The organism is Cedecea neteri, from assembly GCF_000758325.1.
GTDB classification, from domain to species: domain Bacteria; phylum Pseudomonadota; class Gammaproteobacteria; order Enterobacterales; family Enterobacteriaceae; genus Cedecea; species Cedecea neteri_B.
Genome location: NZ_CP009459.1, coordinates 1,668,227 through 1,682,319, shown reverse-complemented (window position 1 = coordinate 1,682,319; position 14,093 = coordinate 1,668,227). Strand labels below are relative to the sequence as shown.

At 58.3% G+C, this 14,093-nt stretch carries 14 protein-coding genes; 2 read left to right on the top strand and 12 right to left on the bottom strand.

The window, feature by feature from the left end; all coding sequences use genetic code 11:
- Positions 1-2 precede the first annotated feature (2 nt).
- From uxuR to LH86_RS07875, 12 genes are all read right to left on the bottom strand, one after another.
- The gene (gene uxuR, locus LH86_RS07930; RefSeq protein WP_052045556.1) at positions 3-785 is read right to left on the bottom strand and encodes a Uxu operon transcriptional regulator; all 783 of its coding nucleotides are present in this window, start codon (positions 783-785) and stop codon (positions 3-5) included.
- Between the two features lie 74 nt (positions 786-859).
- Positions 860-2,044 carry a mannonate dehydratase gene (gene uxuA / locus LH86_RS07925; protein ID WP_039299982.1) on the bottom strand — a complete coding sequence of 395 codons (1,185 nt, stop codon included), beginning with the start codon at positions 2,042-2,044 and terminating at the stop codon, positions 860-862.
- A 256-nt stretch (positions 2,045-2,300) separates the two neighbouring features.
- Entirely contained in the window at positions 2,301-2,513 is a 213-nt protein-coding gene (gene cspA, locus LH86_RS07920) for an RNA chaperone/antiterminator CspA (RefSeq protein ID WP_008459989.1), read from the bottom strand.
- Between the two features lie 417 nt (positions 2,514-2,930).
- Positions 2,931-3,962 (bottom strand): NADP-dependent oxidoreductase, encoded by a 1,032-nt coding sequence (locus LH86_RS07915; RefSeq protein WP_039299979.1) that lies wholly within the window; start codon positions 3,960-3,962, stop codon positions 2,931-2,933.
- An 86-nt stretch (positions 3,963-4,048) separates the two neighbouring features.
- Positions 4,049-4,894 carry a triphosphoribosyl-dephospho-CoA synthase CitG gene (gene citG, locus LH86_RS07910; protein WP_039299975.1) on the bottom strand — a complete coding sequence of 282 codons (846 nt, stop codon included), beginning with the start codon at positions 4,892-4,894 and terminating at the stop codon, positions 4,049-4,051.
- Positions 4,872-5,411 (bottom strand): citrate lyase holo-[acyl-carrier protein] synthase, encoded by a 540-nt coding sequence (gene citX / locus LH86_RS07905; protein ID WP_039299972.1) that lies wholly within the window; start codon positions 5,409-5,411, stop codon positions 4,872-4,874. Before citX ends, citG begins: the two co-directional genes overlap by 23 nt.
- 5 nt (positions 5,412-5,416) lie before the next feature.
- Positions 5,417-6,940, bottom strand: a complete 1,524-nt coding sequence (gene citF / locus LH86_RS07900; RefSeq protein WP_039299969.1) for a citrate lyase subunit alpha — start codon at positions 6,938-6,940, stop codon at positions 5,417-5,419.
- Positions 6,941-6,950: 10 nt separating this feature from the next.
- Positions 6,951-7,826, bottom strand: coding sequence for a citrate (pro-3S)-lyase subunit beta (gene citE, locus LH86_RS07895; protein WP_039299966.1), 876 nt, complete (start codon positions 7,824-7,826; stop codon positions 6,951-6,953).
- Complete coding sequence (citD, locus tag LH86_RS07890; protein ID WP_039299963.1) at positions 7,823-8,116, bottom strand: citrate lyase acyl carrier protein; 294 nt, start codon at positions 8,114-8,116, stop codon at positions 7,823-7,825. Before citD ends, citE begins: the two co-directional genes overlap by 4 nt.
- Positions 8,117-8,140: 24 nt before the next feature.
- Positions 8,141-9,184 (bottom strand): [citrate (pro-3S)-lyase] ligase, encoded by a 1,044-nt coding sequence (gene citC, locus LH86_RS07885; RefSeq protein WP_039299960.1) that lies wholly within the window; start codon positions 9,182-9,184, stop codon positions 8,141-8,143.
- Between the two features lie 4 nt (positions 9,185-9,188).
- On the bottom strand, positions 9,189-10,058 hold the full coding sequence (locus tag LH86_RS07880; RefSeq protein WP_039299957.1) for a fumarylacetoacetate hydrolase family protein: 870 nt from the start codon (positions 10,056-10,058) through the stop codon (positions 9,189-9,191).
- Positions 10,059-10,081: 23 nt separating this feature from the next.
- Positions 10,082-11,446 (bottom strand): 2-hydroxycarboxylate transporter family protein, encoded by a 1,365-nt coding sequence (locus LH86_RS07875; protein ID WP_039299954.1) that lies wholly within the window; start codon positions 11,444-11,446, stop codon positions 10,082-10,084.
- Between the two features lie 304 nt (positions 11,447-11,750).
- Here LH86_RS07875 and LH86_RS07870 point away from each other — a divergent pair, with 304 nt between their 5' ends.
- Positions 11,751-13,367, top strand: coding sequence for an ATP-binding protein (locus LH86_RS07870; RefSeq protein WP_039299951.1), 1,617 nt, complete (start codon positions 11,751-11,753; stop codon positions 13,365-13,367).
- A gap of 11 nt (positions 13,368-13,378) precedes the next feature.
- Entirely contained in the window at positions 13,379-14,086 is a 708-nt protein-coding gene (locus tag LH86_RS07865) for a response regulator (protein WP_008460511.1), read from the top strand.
- Positions 14,087-14,093: the final 7 nt, after the last annotated feature.

The window sequence follows — 14,093 nt, the reverse complement described above, 5'->3', positions numbered from 1 at the left end:
GGTTAACGCCCAGGCTCGTTCAGCGGCCAGGACTCGAACAAATAACCGTCGAAGTTAATATCATCGACGTCGGACAGCTCCAGCAGCCGGTTTTTGACGTTTTCCAGGTGCTGCCACATCGCGTGTTTGGCCGCTTTGGCGTCTTTCTTAATCAGCGCCGCAAGGATTTGTTTATGGTCGGCAAGCCACTCTTGCCGATAGTGGTTGTTCTCCAGATGGCTGTGCAGCTGGATCCACATCGGGTTGTTTTCACGCCACTGCCAGGACTGCTTAAACAACTCCACCAGCATGCTGTTGTGGGTGGCCTCGGCCACGGCAAGATGGAACTGCCTGTCGCCGCTTTCGTTATCCCCGGCAACCAATTCCTGCTCTTCGACCTGCAAGGCCTGCCGCATTTTGAGAATATCTTCCCGCGTGGCCTGCTGAGCGGCAAACTCCGCGATATTGCTTTCCAGCAGCTGACGCGCCTGCAATAGCTCAAACGGCCCGGCATCGTTGCACTGGCTCGTACTGACTGGGGGATTAACGAGTTTATCCGGCATGGCAACCACAAAAATACCCGCCCCCCGGCGGACTTCCACCAGCCCCTCAATCTCCAGCATGATTAACGCTTCGCGCACCACGGTGCGGCTCACCGACAGCAGCGCCGCGATTTCACGCTCGGGCGGAAGACGATCTCCCAGGGCATATTGCTGCCGCGCAATCATGTCGCGCAGCATCACGCCAACTTCCTGATAAGGCCGCTGCGGCTGCGCGGCAGGTTTGTCCTGGATTTGCGGTTTCATCTTTACTCACGGCAGGTAGGGAATGAACCGGACTATAGCATAACTGGTTGACCCATTCCCTGGCCCGGCGAGGGCTATTTACCAAAGAACGCGCGCTGGATGGCCATCTCAACGCCGCGCACTTCCGCCAATCCTTTCAAGCGGCCAATCGCCGAATAGCCTGGATTCACCTTTTTATTCAGGTCATCCAGCATTTGATGGCCGTGATCCGGGCGCATCGGGATCAGCTCGCTTTGCCCTGCTCCTTTCCGGCGCTGCTCCTCTTCCACAATGGCTTTCACCACTTCATACATGTCCACGTCACCATAAAGGTGTGCGGCCTCGTGGAAGGTTTTAGGATTGTCTTCCCGCAGCGTTGAGCGCAGGTGCGTGAAGTAGATGCGAGGCCCGAAGCGTTTAATCATGCCGACCAGGTCGTTATCGGCCCGCACGCCGTAAGAGCCGGTGCACATCGTAAAGCCATTCGCCGGGCTATTGACCGCGTCCACCATCCACTGCATATCCTCCACGGTTGAAACAATACGCGGCAGGCCAAGTATGGGGCGCGGAGGATCGTCCGGGTGAACCGCCATCTTAATGCCAACCTGCTCAGCAACGGGGATAATGGCCTCAAGGAAGTAGGCAAAGTTTTCGCGCAGCTTGGCTTTGTCGATATCTTTGTAAGTGTCCAGCTGGGCGCGGAACTGGTCGAGCGTGTAGCCTTCTTCCGCGCCGGGCAGGCCAGCGATGATGTTGCGGGTCAGCCGCGCTTTTTCATCCTCGCGCATTTCCGCGAAGCGCCGATTTGCCTGCTCGATTTCTTCCGCGCTGTAGTCAGCTTCTGCCCCTTTGCGTTTTAAAATATGCAGCTCAAAAGCGGCGAATTCGATTTGGTCAAAGCGCAGCGCTTTGGAGCCGTCTGGCAGCGGGTATTCGAGATCGGTGCGTGTCCAGTCCAGCACCGGCATAAAGTTGTAGCACACGGTGTAGATCCCGCATTCCGCCAGGTTACGCAGGCTTTGACAGTAATTGTCGATCCACAAATCGTACTGCCCGCGATGGGTTTTGATCTCTTCATGGATAGGCACGCTTTCCACCACCGACCAGACCAGCCCGGCGGCCTCCACCACGGCTTTGCGTTTCAGTATTTCTTCGACCGGCCACACTTCCCCGTTCGGAATGTGGTGCAGCGCGGTGACGATCCCTGTCGCCCCCGCCTGCCGGGCGTCGGCCAGACTGACCGGATCGTTTGGACCATACCAGCGCCAGGTTTGCTTCATAATGACCCCTCACAATTCAAATTGGTTGACCAATAAACAATAATGATTAGGCACCACTTTTGGTGCATAAGATGACGTCTAAGTTCAGCCAATTCGGCGAGCGTGTCAATCCATAAGGGACAATTGGTTAACCAAAATCACAATTTAACACACAGCATTGCGCAACGAAGGGCAAAAGCTATTGGACATCTACAAACTACAGGCACAAAAAAACCCGCCGTAGCGGGTTTCTTCACTTCTGAAACGTCAGGCTGGATTACAGCGCAACAACGTTAGCAGCAGCTGGGCCTTTAGCGCCGTTCTCGATAGAGAACTCAACTTTCTGGCCTTCGTCGAGGGTTTTGAAGCTGTCGCTCTGGATTGCAGAGAAGTGTACGAATACATCTTTGCTGCCATCGGTAGGAGAGATGAAGCCGAAACCTTTCTCAGCGTTGAACCATTTTACTAAACCAGTCATTTTGTTAGACATAGCGATTACCTTATAGAATTTCTTGAGCCACTAAACGCGGCGAACATGGTCTGTTCAGCAGAGTTGGACTTATTCGGGCACTTAGGAGGAGACTCGAGAAGAAGGGATATCTAAGATAACGCTTGAACTGAGGACTGCTTTACTAAAACTGCTTTCATAAGGTCTGTGTTCCAAACCGGGTGCTAATCTCTCACGTCCGCCGTCATTTAGCAAGCATAGCGGGGAAATAAAAAAAATTCTCATTTAAGGGGGCGTGGCTTCCCCTCACCCTAACCCTCTCCCCACGGGGGAGAGGGATAAAGAGTCAAACCATTTCTGATTTCCCCCTCTCCACACGGGGGAGAGGGAACAAAGAACCTGACCATTTCTGATTTCCCCCTCTCCCTTCCAGGGAGAGGGCCGGGGTGAGGGTCAATCTTATTCCGCCACCTTCACAATCAGCTTGCCGAAGTTCTTCCCGGACAGCAGCCCCTGGAACGCCTCCACGGTGTTTTCCAGCCCGTCCACGATATCTTCGCGGAACTCAATCTCTCCGGCGGCGATCCACTCGCTCATCTGCTTGTAGAATTCCGGGTAACGGTGACCGTAATCCTGGAAGATAATAAACCCTTCCACGCGCATACGTTTTTTCAGGATAGTCGCCATCAGCTCCGGCAGACGGTCATGCTCAAAGGCGCTGTTATTGCCGTTGTACTGGCTGACCACGCCGCAAACCGGGACACGCGCTTTGGTATTCAGCAGCGGGAAGACGGCGTCAAACACCGCGCCGCCGACGTTTTCAAAGTAGACGTCGATGCCGTTCGGGCAGGCTTTGGCGAGCTGTGCAGCAAAATCGCTGGCACGGTGATCGAGGCACTCATCAAACTTCAGCGTCTCTTTCACATAGCGGCACTTATCTTCCCCGCCGGCAATGCCGATCACTCTCGCCCCGCGCAGGCGAGCCGTTTGCCCCACAACCGAGCCCACCGCGCCGCTGGCTGCGGCAACTACCACGGTTTCACCCGGCTGCGGATTACCGATATCCGTCAGGCCCATGTAGCCGGTAAATCCTGGCATGCCGAGCAGCCCCAGCGCCCAGGAAGGGTGAGACATGTTTTTCTCCAGCTTCTGCAGGCCTTCCCCGTTGGAAAGCGAATAATCCTGCCAGCCAGAGTCGGCCAGCACCAGGTCACCCGGCTGATAATCAGGATGCTGGGAGCTTTCCACGCGACTAACGGTTCCGCCGACGATAACCTCACCGATGGCAATCGGCGCCGAGTAGGATTTGGCGTCGCTCATACGCCCGCGCATATACGGGTCGAGGGAGAGGAAAAGCGTGCGCAGCAGCACTTCGCCTTTCCCCGGCGTAGGAACAGCGACTTCTTCCAGATGAATATCTTCGCGGGTCGGCATTCCCTGCGGGCGCTTCGCCAGCACAAAGCGACGGTTTTTCTCTGCGGTCTGAGCCATGAGGTACTCCTTCTATTATCAAGAGTGAAAACCTCAGCCTAGACAAAAACTGGCCGAATTAGCATGAAATTAGTGCTGCATAGCCGTTACACCGCAATTTCCGCTAAAACAGCGCTGACGGCCAGCAGATCCGCGCTCCCGCCGGGGCTGAGGTTGCGGGCGATAAGGTCGGCATCCATCTGCCGAAGATCGTCCTCATGCCAGCCTTGCTGAATCAGGCGCGCAGCGTAACGCTGCACATAGCGCAGTCCGTTTAGCCCGCCGCGCGAAACAAGATTGGTATCCGGGTTAGCGGCCATCAGCCGCAGCATCGCCGCAAGCAGGCGGCGCTTCGGGCAGCTCTCCGTCTGCCAGTAGGGCAGTACATGCTGGCGCACCGTCAGGAATCCGCTTTCCGCCTCACCGCGTGCGCCGGTCAGGCCAAACTGCTGATAAAGCCTTTCACCAACCGAAGAAGCCTTCCGGGCCGTAACCAGTTCTCTCTCCACAATCCCGCTGCAGATCTCGCTCACGGTGGAACACACCGCCGATGCAGTTAGCGCTTTGCCCTGCCCCTGCAGGCGGCCAGCGGCGGTAGAAAGCAGCCCCAGCGAAAACACGCCACCTTTGTGCGTATTCACCCCCTGAGTAGCCTGATACATCGCCTGTTCGCAGGCGATACCCGCCGGGCGGATCAGCCGCAGCATCTCACAGGCACCTCGCCCGGCATGTTCCCACCCCAAAGCGTGGAACGTGCTGAGCCAGGGGCCAATGGCCGCAATGCTGCCGAGAAACATCGGCAGATCCATATCCTGGTGCGAGCCGTTGTTGGCGGCATCCACCAGCCCTGGCTTTGGCGTTAACCACACCTCGTCCAGCAGCGCCTGCCGCGCCAGAGCTGGCACATCCGGAGCGACGGCAGTACTTGATTTAATCCCTGGCAAACCAGCCATCTATCAGCCTCTCAACGCGCGCGGTCACTTCATCCATGGGGTGGCGGCGGGAACGTGCGCAGGCGCGGGCGGGTTCGTTGCACACCAGGCAGCGTCTGCTCGCCAAATCCAGCGAAGTTCGCCCGACCGGGCCATTGTCGGGGCAAATCACATCCGCATCCCACAGCCTGCCGAGGGGATGAGTTTGCTCCAGCCCGACCGTGGCCGCTTTAAGTTCGCTGGCCGAATGCGCCACGCTCCACATCGCTTCGGCACCGGTTGGCAGCCACAGAACCTGCCGCTCAAGCACCGGCCAGCGGTTGCCCCACAGCAGCTGGTCGCAGGCCTGCAGCGCCACGGCCATGCAGTTGCGGTAGCGAATGCTGTCCTTTACCGCACCGGGCGCCACCAGCGTCAGGGAAAGCACCGGCTGGCGGTGCTTAACCAGCCATTCATGCTGCCGGTGCGCCCGCCGCTCTTTCGCTTCAAGCAGGGCCTCAAGGGTAACGCCCTCCGCTTCCACAAGCGTTTCACTCATTTTGCTTACTCCTCTTTAACCTGACGCACCACGTCGATCACGCTGCCGTCGCGGTAGCGGATCACGCCGACGATGCGCGGCGTAAACTCGATCGGCTTCGGCTCGCCGGTCAGGGAAATAGCACGCTGATAAAGATCTTCTATGCTCACGATCTTCATCCCCGCGCCCTCAAGTCGCTCGCGGATCTCCGGGCGAGCCGGGTTAACCGCCACGCCGTGATCCGTCACCAGCACGTCAATGCTTTCGCCCGGCGTAACGCACGTAGTCACCCGCTTAACAACGGTCGGAATACGCGTGCGCAGCAGTGGAGCAACCACAATGGTCAGGTTTGCCGCGCTCGCCACGTCGCAGTGCCCGCCAGAAGCGCCGCGCATCACGCCATCGGATCCGGTGATCACGTTGACGTTAAAGTCGATGTCGATCTCCAGCGCGCTGAGGATCACCACATCAAGTTGGTCACAGCTCGTGGCCTTCGCGCCGGGGTTGGCATAGACGTTGGTGGAGATCTCGACGTGGTTCGGATTACGCGCCAGCGAGGCCGCGGCCTGCCCGTCAAAGCACTGGGTGTCGAGCAGTTTTTCGATCAACCCTTTCTCATGGAGATCCACCAGACTGCCGGTGATCCCCCCGAGGGCAAAGCGTGCCACAACGCCATTACGCTCCATTTTTTCTTCCATAAAGCGCGTGCAGGCGGTGGCCGCCGCGCCGGAGCCGGTCTGCATGGAGAAGCCGGTGCGGAAGTAGCCCGAATGTTCAATAACTTCCGCTGCGGTGCGGGCAATCATCAACTCGCGCGGGTTGCTGGTGACGCGTGCCGCCCCGACGCTGATTTTGGCCGGATCGCCCACGGTGTCGACCTGAACAATGTAATCCACCTCATCCTGCATCAGGCTCGCAGGCATGTTGGGGAACGGCACAAGCTCTTCGGTTAACAGCACGACTTTGCGGGCAAAATGGGCGTCTACTTTGGCGTAGCCCAGCGATCCGCAGCAGGATTTACCGTGGGTACCGTTGGCATTGCCGTATTCGTCGCTGCACGGCACGCCGAGAAACGCCACGTCGATTTTTAGCTCGCCGTCCTGCAGCAGCTTCACGCGCCCGCCGTGGGAGTGAATTTGTACCGGCTCGGCCATCAGGCCATGAGAGATGGCTTCCGCCAGCTTGCCGCGCATCCCGGAGGTATAAATGCGGGTAATAACCCCGTTGCGAATCGGCTCGATCAGCGCCTCGTTGCAGGTCATCAGCGAACTTGAGGCCAGCGTCAGATCTTTAAATCCAAGGTGAGCCAGCGTGGCAACCACGTGATTAATCACCCGATCGCCTTCCCGGAAAGCATGATGGAACGAGATGGTCATCCCATCCTGAAGCCCGCTTTGGGCAATCGCCTGCTCCAGCGTGTCGCAAAGCTTGCGGGTTTTCTTCGCGTCGGCATCCGCCAGCCACGGCGTCGTCTGATGCGCCCCGTCAAAGCTTCGCAGATGGGCCAGATGCGGGTACTCAAGGTGTAAAAATTCGGTCATATTGCTCATTGTTTTATCCTTAACGGCGCACGCCGGAAGCCGCGGCGCGCTCAAGCACCACCTGCGCATGGTTAATGATTGGCGCGTCGATCATCTTGCCGTTGAGCGACACCACGCCCAGGCCGTTGCGCTCCCCTTCGTCGGCGGCGGCAATCACCCGGCGGGCATAATCGACTTCGTCCTGGGTTGGCGCATAGGCGTTATGCAGCAGCTCAATCTGCCGGGGGTTGATCAGCGATTTGCCGTTGAAGCCCATCTTGCGGATCAGCTCCACTTCCCGCAGGAACCCGGCTTCGTTATTCACGTCAGACCAAACCACGTCGAACGCGTCAATCCCGGCGGCGCGCGCGGCATGAAGCACCGCGCAGCGGGCATAGAACAGTTCCGTGCCGTCGCCACGCTCGGTTTGCATATCCATCACGTAGTCAAACGCCGCCAGCGCAATGCCGATCAGACGCGGGGAAGAACGCGCGATGGCGACGGCGTTGATCACCCCCACGGCAGATTCAATCGCCGCCATCAGCTTGGTGGAGCCCGGTTCGCGCCCGCACGCTTTCTCAATACGTTCGAGATGGGATTCCAGCAAGAAGATATCTTCCGGCGTGTCGGTTTTTGGCAGGCGCACCACGTCCACTCCGGCGCGCACCACGGCCTCGAGGTCGGCCAGGCCAAACGGGGTGTTAAGTGGGTTAATGCGCACCACGGTTTCGATGTCGCGGTACATCGGGTGCTGCAGGGCATGGAACACCAGCACGCGGGCGGTGTCTTTCTCACGCAGCGCCACGGCGTCTTCCAGATCGAACATGATCGAATCCGGGCGGTAAATAAAAGCGGTGGAGAGCATGGCGGCGTTAGCGCCGGGGAGGAACAACATGCTGCGGCGGAGTTTTTTCATTGTAGTTTTCCCCAGTCAATCTGTTCGGCATCGGCGGCACGGAGCACCGCGCTTTGCAGCCGGGCGCGGATCACGCAGTCCAGCGCCCCTTTGTCTTCCAGAATAAAAATCCCCTCTTTCACGCCGAGCTGAGCGAGCGTTTTCTCCGCCACGCGGCGAATCTGGTCGCCAAACTGCTTTTGTACTTCGCTGTGTATCATCAGGCTGAACTCACCTTCGGCGGGGGCGACTCTGACCAGCAGATCGCTGGACTCCAGCGTCCCGGCTAAGGCTTGCTTTACGATTCTCATAAGGCTTTGTCCTGGTTAAAAAATTCAGGCCACATCCCGCGCGTAGTGCCGCTGGAGATGGCTAAAGGTACTGTCCGGGACAATGTCCCGGATGCGGGCCATTTGCTGGCTCTTGAGTAAGGCTCGCACTTCAGAGGCGGAAATCTCTCGTCCGGCGGCGTGGCATTTTCGCGGCAGCTCGATCACCTGGATCGACGCCGCACTGTGATGGCGGTGCACTTCCAGCCAGTAGCGCATGGCCTGGTTGTACTCCCGGGTCACCGCGCAGAACGGCTCGTTGCCGACGAAGCGGTGCGTCACGCCCAGCGCCGGAGCAACGTAATCACGGAAAATCATCAGGTCCATTGCGCTCCAGGTTTTGTCGATAAGCCCGCTCTCTTTCAGGAAATAGCCCGGAAAGGTGGCGCGGGAGATCAGGTAGTCGGACCCCGGATGCACAACCACGTTAGGCAAGTGGGCCACTCCCTGGCGAACCATCTCCCACCGCTCCTCGAACGGAAAAAATGAAGCGTCCTCACGCACCACAAACAGGTGCAGCCAGTCGCAGCGCTGCGCCGCCTGCTCGGCCAGATAGCGGTGCCCGAGGGTGAACGGGTTGGCGTTCATCACGATGGCGCCGATCCGGTTGCCCGGTTTCCGCTGTTTTTCCAGCCCGGCGCAGTAGCGGCTGATGCCGACGGGCGTGTTTTCCATCAGCACCGCCGCCTCATCCACCTGCACCAACGGCCAGAAGCCGCTCTGGCGAAACCGGTCGAGGTTGTACGGGCGGGTAAACAGGAACAAATGCGCCTGCCCGCGTTCCATCGCGATATGCTGAATTTCCCCCAGCAAACGCACGCTGAGGTTGTCCCCGCGCCAGGCTTCATCCACCGCCACGCATTTGATGGTGCGCCACGCCAGCCCGGCACAGCCGACGATCCTGGTCCCTGAAAGGGCGACGACGAACAGCTGAATGTCGACGTCCAGCCCGAGCTGGTTACGCCCCAGCAGATCCCGGATGGCGGCCAGCGCCTGCGGCTGGCGCAGCGGATCGACGATGCTGAACTCGATGGGGTTGGGCTGGAACATAGCGTTAGTGCGCCACCGCCCCGGAAGCCAGAGGCTCACGGGCCGCAACGATCACGTTGCTGAGATGGCCAATTCGCTCGATTTCAACTTCGATGCGGTCACCCGGCTGCATGAACAGCGGCGGCGTGCGCTTTTTGCCGACCCCACCGGGAGATCCGGTAATGATCACGTCCCCCGCGCTGAGCGAGGTAAAGGTGGAGATGTATTCGATAAGCTCGGCGACCTTGTGGATCATGCTGCTGGTGTTATCTTCCTGCACCATGCGGCCGTTCAGCCAGGTGCGGATCGCCAGATCGTGCGGATCGCGAATCTCATCCGACGTGGTCATCCACGGGCCAAAAGCCCCGGTCTGCGGCCAGTTTTTCCCGGCGGTAAACCAGGTGTGCTGCCAGTCGCGCGCCGACCCGTCCATATAGCAGCTGTAGCCCGCGACGTGGTTCAGGGCGTCCGACGCAGAAATATTTACCCCGCCTTTGCCGATGATCACCGCCAGCTCGCCTTCATAGTCGAACTCGCTGGAGTGATGCGGTTTCACCACCGGGGAATCATGCCCGGTCTGGGAGTCTGCAAAACGCACAAACAGGGTCGGGGCCGGGTTGTGCTGGTCGAACTCTTTACGCTTGTCGGCATAGTTCATGCCGACGCAGAGGATTTTCTCCGGGCGCTCGATGACCGGCAGCCAGCGGACGTCTGACGCCGCCACATCGGCCTTCAGCCCGGCAAACGCCAGCGCTTCATGCACCGCGTCCGCCGCCAGCAAAGCCTTTAAATCTGCAAAACGCGAGCCTAAGCGGCGGCCCAGGTCAACGATGCCTTCCGGCGTTACAACGCCGTAGCTCCGCTGGCCCTGAAGTACATAACTTGCGAGTTTCATAACAGTTCCTGGTTAATCAAAAGTCAGACAAGAAAGTTGCCAAGCACCAGCAGCGCCACCGAGACGTTGATCGCCCCGCCGATGCGGGTTGCAATCTGGGCGAACGGCATCAGCGACATGCGGTTACCGGCGGTCAGAATGGCGACGTCGCCGGTCCCGCCCTGCCCGCTCTGGCAACAGGACACAATGGCCACATCGATAGGATGCATGCCGATTTTTTTACCGACGAAGAAACCGGTCGCCACCAGCGCGCTGACGGTGCTGACGATGACCAGCAGATTGGTGATGGTGAAAGCGTCAACCAGCTCGTTCCACGGTGTGATGGCTACGCCCACGGCAAACAGGATTGGGTAGGTCACGGCGGTCTGGAAGAATTTATAAACCACCTGCGAGCCCGCCAGCATGCGGGGGGAAACGCCATGGCAAAGCTTGATCAGCACCGCGACAAACAGCATCCCGACCGGAGCCGGCAGGCCAATCAGTTTGTGCAGCAGCATGCCCACCATGTAGAGCAGTACCGCCAGCAGCGCGCCGGACGCGATAGTGGTCACGTCTGCTTTACCGTTGAACAGGGCGGCGGTTTGCTCTTTTTCACCCTGGCTGGTTTTACCCGGCATCAGTTCGCCTTCGCCGGTCAGGTGCGGGAAGCGTTTCCCCAGCTGATTCAGGCAGCCGGAGATAACGATCGCCGTCAGGCTGCCCAGCATCACGATAGGCAGAATGCGCCCCAGCGCCACGCCCTGATCCATATGCAGCAGGGTGGCGTAGCCGATGGAAAGTGGGATCGCCCCTTCCCCGACGCCCCCTGCCATGATCGGCAGGATCAGGAAGAAGAAGATCTGGAACGGCTCAAGGCCCAGCGCCAGGCCAACGCCCATGCCAACAATCATGCCCACCACTTCGCCGCACAGCATCGGGAAGAAGATGCGCAGGAAGCCCTGAATCAGCGTGGTGCGGTTCATGCTCATGATGCTGCCGACGATAATGCAGCAGATGTAGAGGTAAAGGATGTTGGTGGATTTATAGAATTTGGTGGTGGACTCCACCACCACGTCCGGCAGCAGGCCGTAGTACACCAGCGCGGAAGGAATGAACGTGGCGCAGATTGCGGCGGCGCCCATTTTGCCGATCACCGGCAGGCGTTTACCAAACTCGCCGCAGGCGAAGCCGAAGAAGGCCAGCGTCGCCACCATCACCACGATGTCGCTCGGCAGTTTGCCGCCGAGGCAGTCGATGGCGATCAGCGCCCCTGCCAGCACAAACAGCGGCAGCGGGATGATCCCCACTTTCCAGCTGTCGAGAATATGCCACCAGCGCTCTTTGAGAGTCGGCTTATTAATATCAATGGATTCAGGAATGATGTTGTAGGAATCATCGGTCGTGCTCATATCAAGCCCCTTATTTTAATTTGTCGGGGCAGACTAAAAGATTAAATACCCCTGTAATGTGAGGGGTAGCAGATTAAAACCGTTAATTTAAAGGCATCTATGACGTTAATGGTTTTTATTATGCCGTGGTTTTTATGGTTTTTATTCCAGGCTTAGACAAACCTTAAGAGAGTGCGAAAAATTCGCTTAAATTAACGAAAAGTGCCGTTGCGTGAGGTTGTTCAAACTTTCGTTCAAAGCCGCGCCGCCAGCGGGGTATCGGTGTTAAGCTGCCGTTTTGCCTCACTGAATACACGCCCGGCCTATGAAAGTGTCCTTTCAGATACGCTTATTTATCTACCTGGTTGCCTTTTTTTCCGTGCTCTTTGCCATGCTCGGAACCTATTACTATTTCGACGTCGGCCGCCAGCTTTATCAGGAAATGAGTACCCGGGCGAGAATTCAGGCGGAAGAGATTGCCTTAATTCCTACCCTGCAGGAGTCGGTGGAAAAAAAAGATATTCCGGCAATACACAATTTTATGCAAAAGCTGGTCGTGCATAGCGATGCCAGTTTTATCGTCATCGGCGACGAGCACGGCATTCATCTTTATCATTCCGTGCATGCCGACCGCGTGGGCAAAACGCTGGTCGGCGGCGATAACGAGGAAGTGCTGCAGGGCAAAAGCATCACCACGCTGCGCAAAGGCGGCCTCGGCCTGTCGCTGCGCAGTAAAGCCCCGATCTTCGACCAGCACGGCAAAGTCATTGGCATTGTGTCAGTGGGCTACCTGAAGAGCTACCTCGATGACGTCACGTCCGGCAAGGTGATCAACATCCTGCTGGCAGCGATCATTTTGCTGCTGGCGCTGTTTATCTTTTCCTGGTACTTCACCCGCAGTATCAAAAGGCAAATGTTCTCGCTGGAGCCGCGGCAGATCAGCCTGCTGGTGCGCCAGCAAAAAGCGATGATGGAATCGATCTACGAAGGCGTGATCGCCATCGACAGCCATTCGCAGATCGAGGTGATCAACAAGGCGGCGAAGAAACTGCTAGGCCTGGAACAGCCTTCGCGCGAGATCCGCGGCAAGCAGATTGCCGAGGTGATCCAGCCGGTGACGTTCTTCGATCCCGAAGTCATGCTGGCGCGCGATACCCACGATGAAATCTGCGCCTTTAACGATCTCAGCGTACTTGCCAGCCGCGTGCGCATCGAGCTTGAGGGCGTACTGCAGGGCTGGGTGATCACCTTCCGCGACCGCAAAGATATTGATAGCCTGAGCTTCCAGCTCAGCCAGGTGAAACGCTACGTGGACAACCTGCGCATTATGCGGCACGAGCAGCTTAACCGCATGGCAACCCTTGCCGGGCTGCTGCACATGGCCCGCTACGATGACGCCAAACGCTATATCAAAGCGCAGTCCGAGCACGCCCAGGAAGTGCTGGATTTTGTCTCCGCGCGCTTCTGCTCCGCTACGCTGTGCGGGCTGCTGCTGGGGAAATACGCCAGAGCGCGCGAGAAAGGCGTGTCGCTGGCGTTCGATCCGGCCTGCAGCATGGCGAGGATGCCGACCAACGTGCCGGAATCCGAACTGATTTCGATTATTGGTAACCTGCTGGATAACGCCATCGAGGCGACCCAACGCGCCGAAGGCGAGCACCAGCCGGTGGAAGTCTATATCGTGATAAACGACCGGGAGCTGGTCATCGAGGTGGCCGACCACGGCGTCGGCATTGCGCCTGAACTGCGTGACCATATTTTCACGCCGGGCGTTACCACCAAAACCCACGGCGACCACGGGCTCGGCCTGCACCTTATTGCCAGCTACGTCGCGCTGGCGAAGGGCACCGTGGAAGTTTCCGATAACCTGCCGAGCGGCACCGTGTTCTCAGTATTTATTCCAGATGTTGTCGTTCCGGGGAGCGACCTCAGCCCAACGTAAGGCTTTTGAGTATGCAAAATGAAATGATTAACGTGCTTATCGTGGAGGATGAGAGCGAGCTGGCCGAACTTCACGCGGAGCTGATTGATAAGCACCCCCACCTGCACCTGGTGGGAATAGCCAACAGCCTGGCGGCCGCCCAGCGCCTGATGCTGGAAAAGCAGCCGCAGCTTATCCTGCTGGATAACTATTTGCCGGACGGGAAAGGCATCACGCTGTTTGGCAGCGACCTGTTAAAACAGCACGCCTGCTCGGTGATCTTCATCACTGCCGCCAGCGACATGGACACCTGCAGCCAGGCGATTCGCAGCGGCGCGTTTGATTACATCCTCAAGCCGGTCTCGTGGAAACGCCTGAGCCACTCGCTGGAGCGCTTCGTACAGTTCAGCCAGCAGCAGCGTGAATGGAAGGTGGTGGATCAGCAGAACGTCGATAAGCTTTACGAGCTACAGGCGCGTAACGCCCCGCTGGATGCGGGCAGCAAAGGTATCGAGGAGAACACACTGGAGCTCGTCCAGCGCCTGTTTCGCGAAGCCGAGGCCCAGCGCTGTTTCTCAGTAGACGACGTGGTCAGCGAAACCAAACTCAGCAAAACCACCGCCCGCCGCTACCTTGAACACTGCGTTGAGAAAGGCTTTCTCAGCGTTGAAATGCTATACGGCAAGATTGGTCACCCTCGCCGTCTGTATAAGCGGAGCCAGCCGGATAGCGCTGGCTAACTGCCTA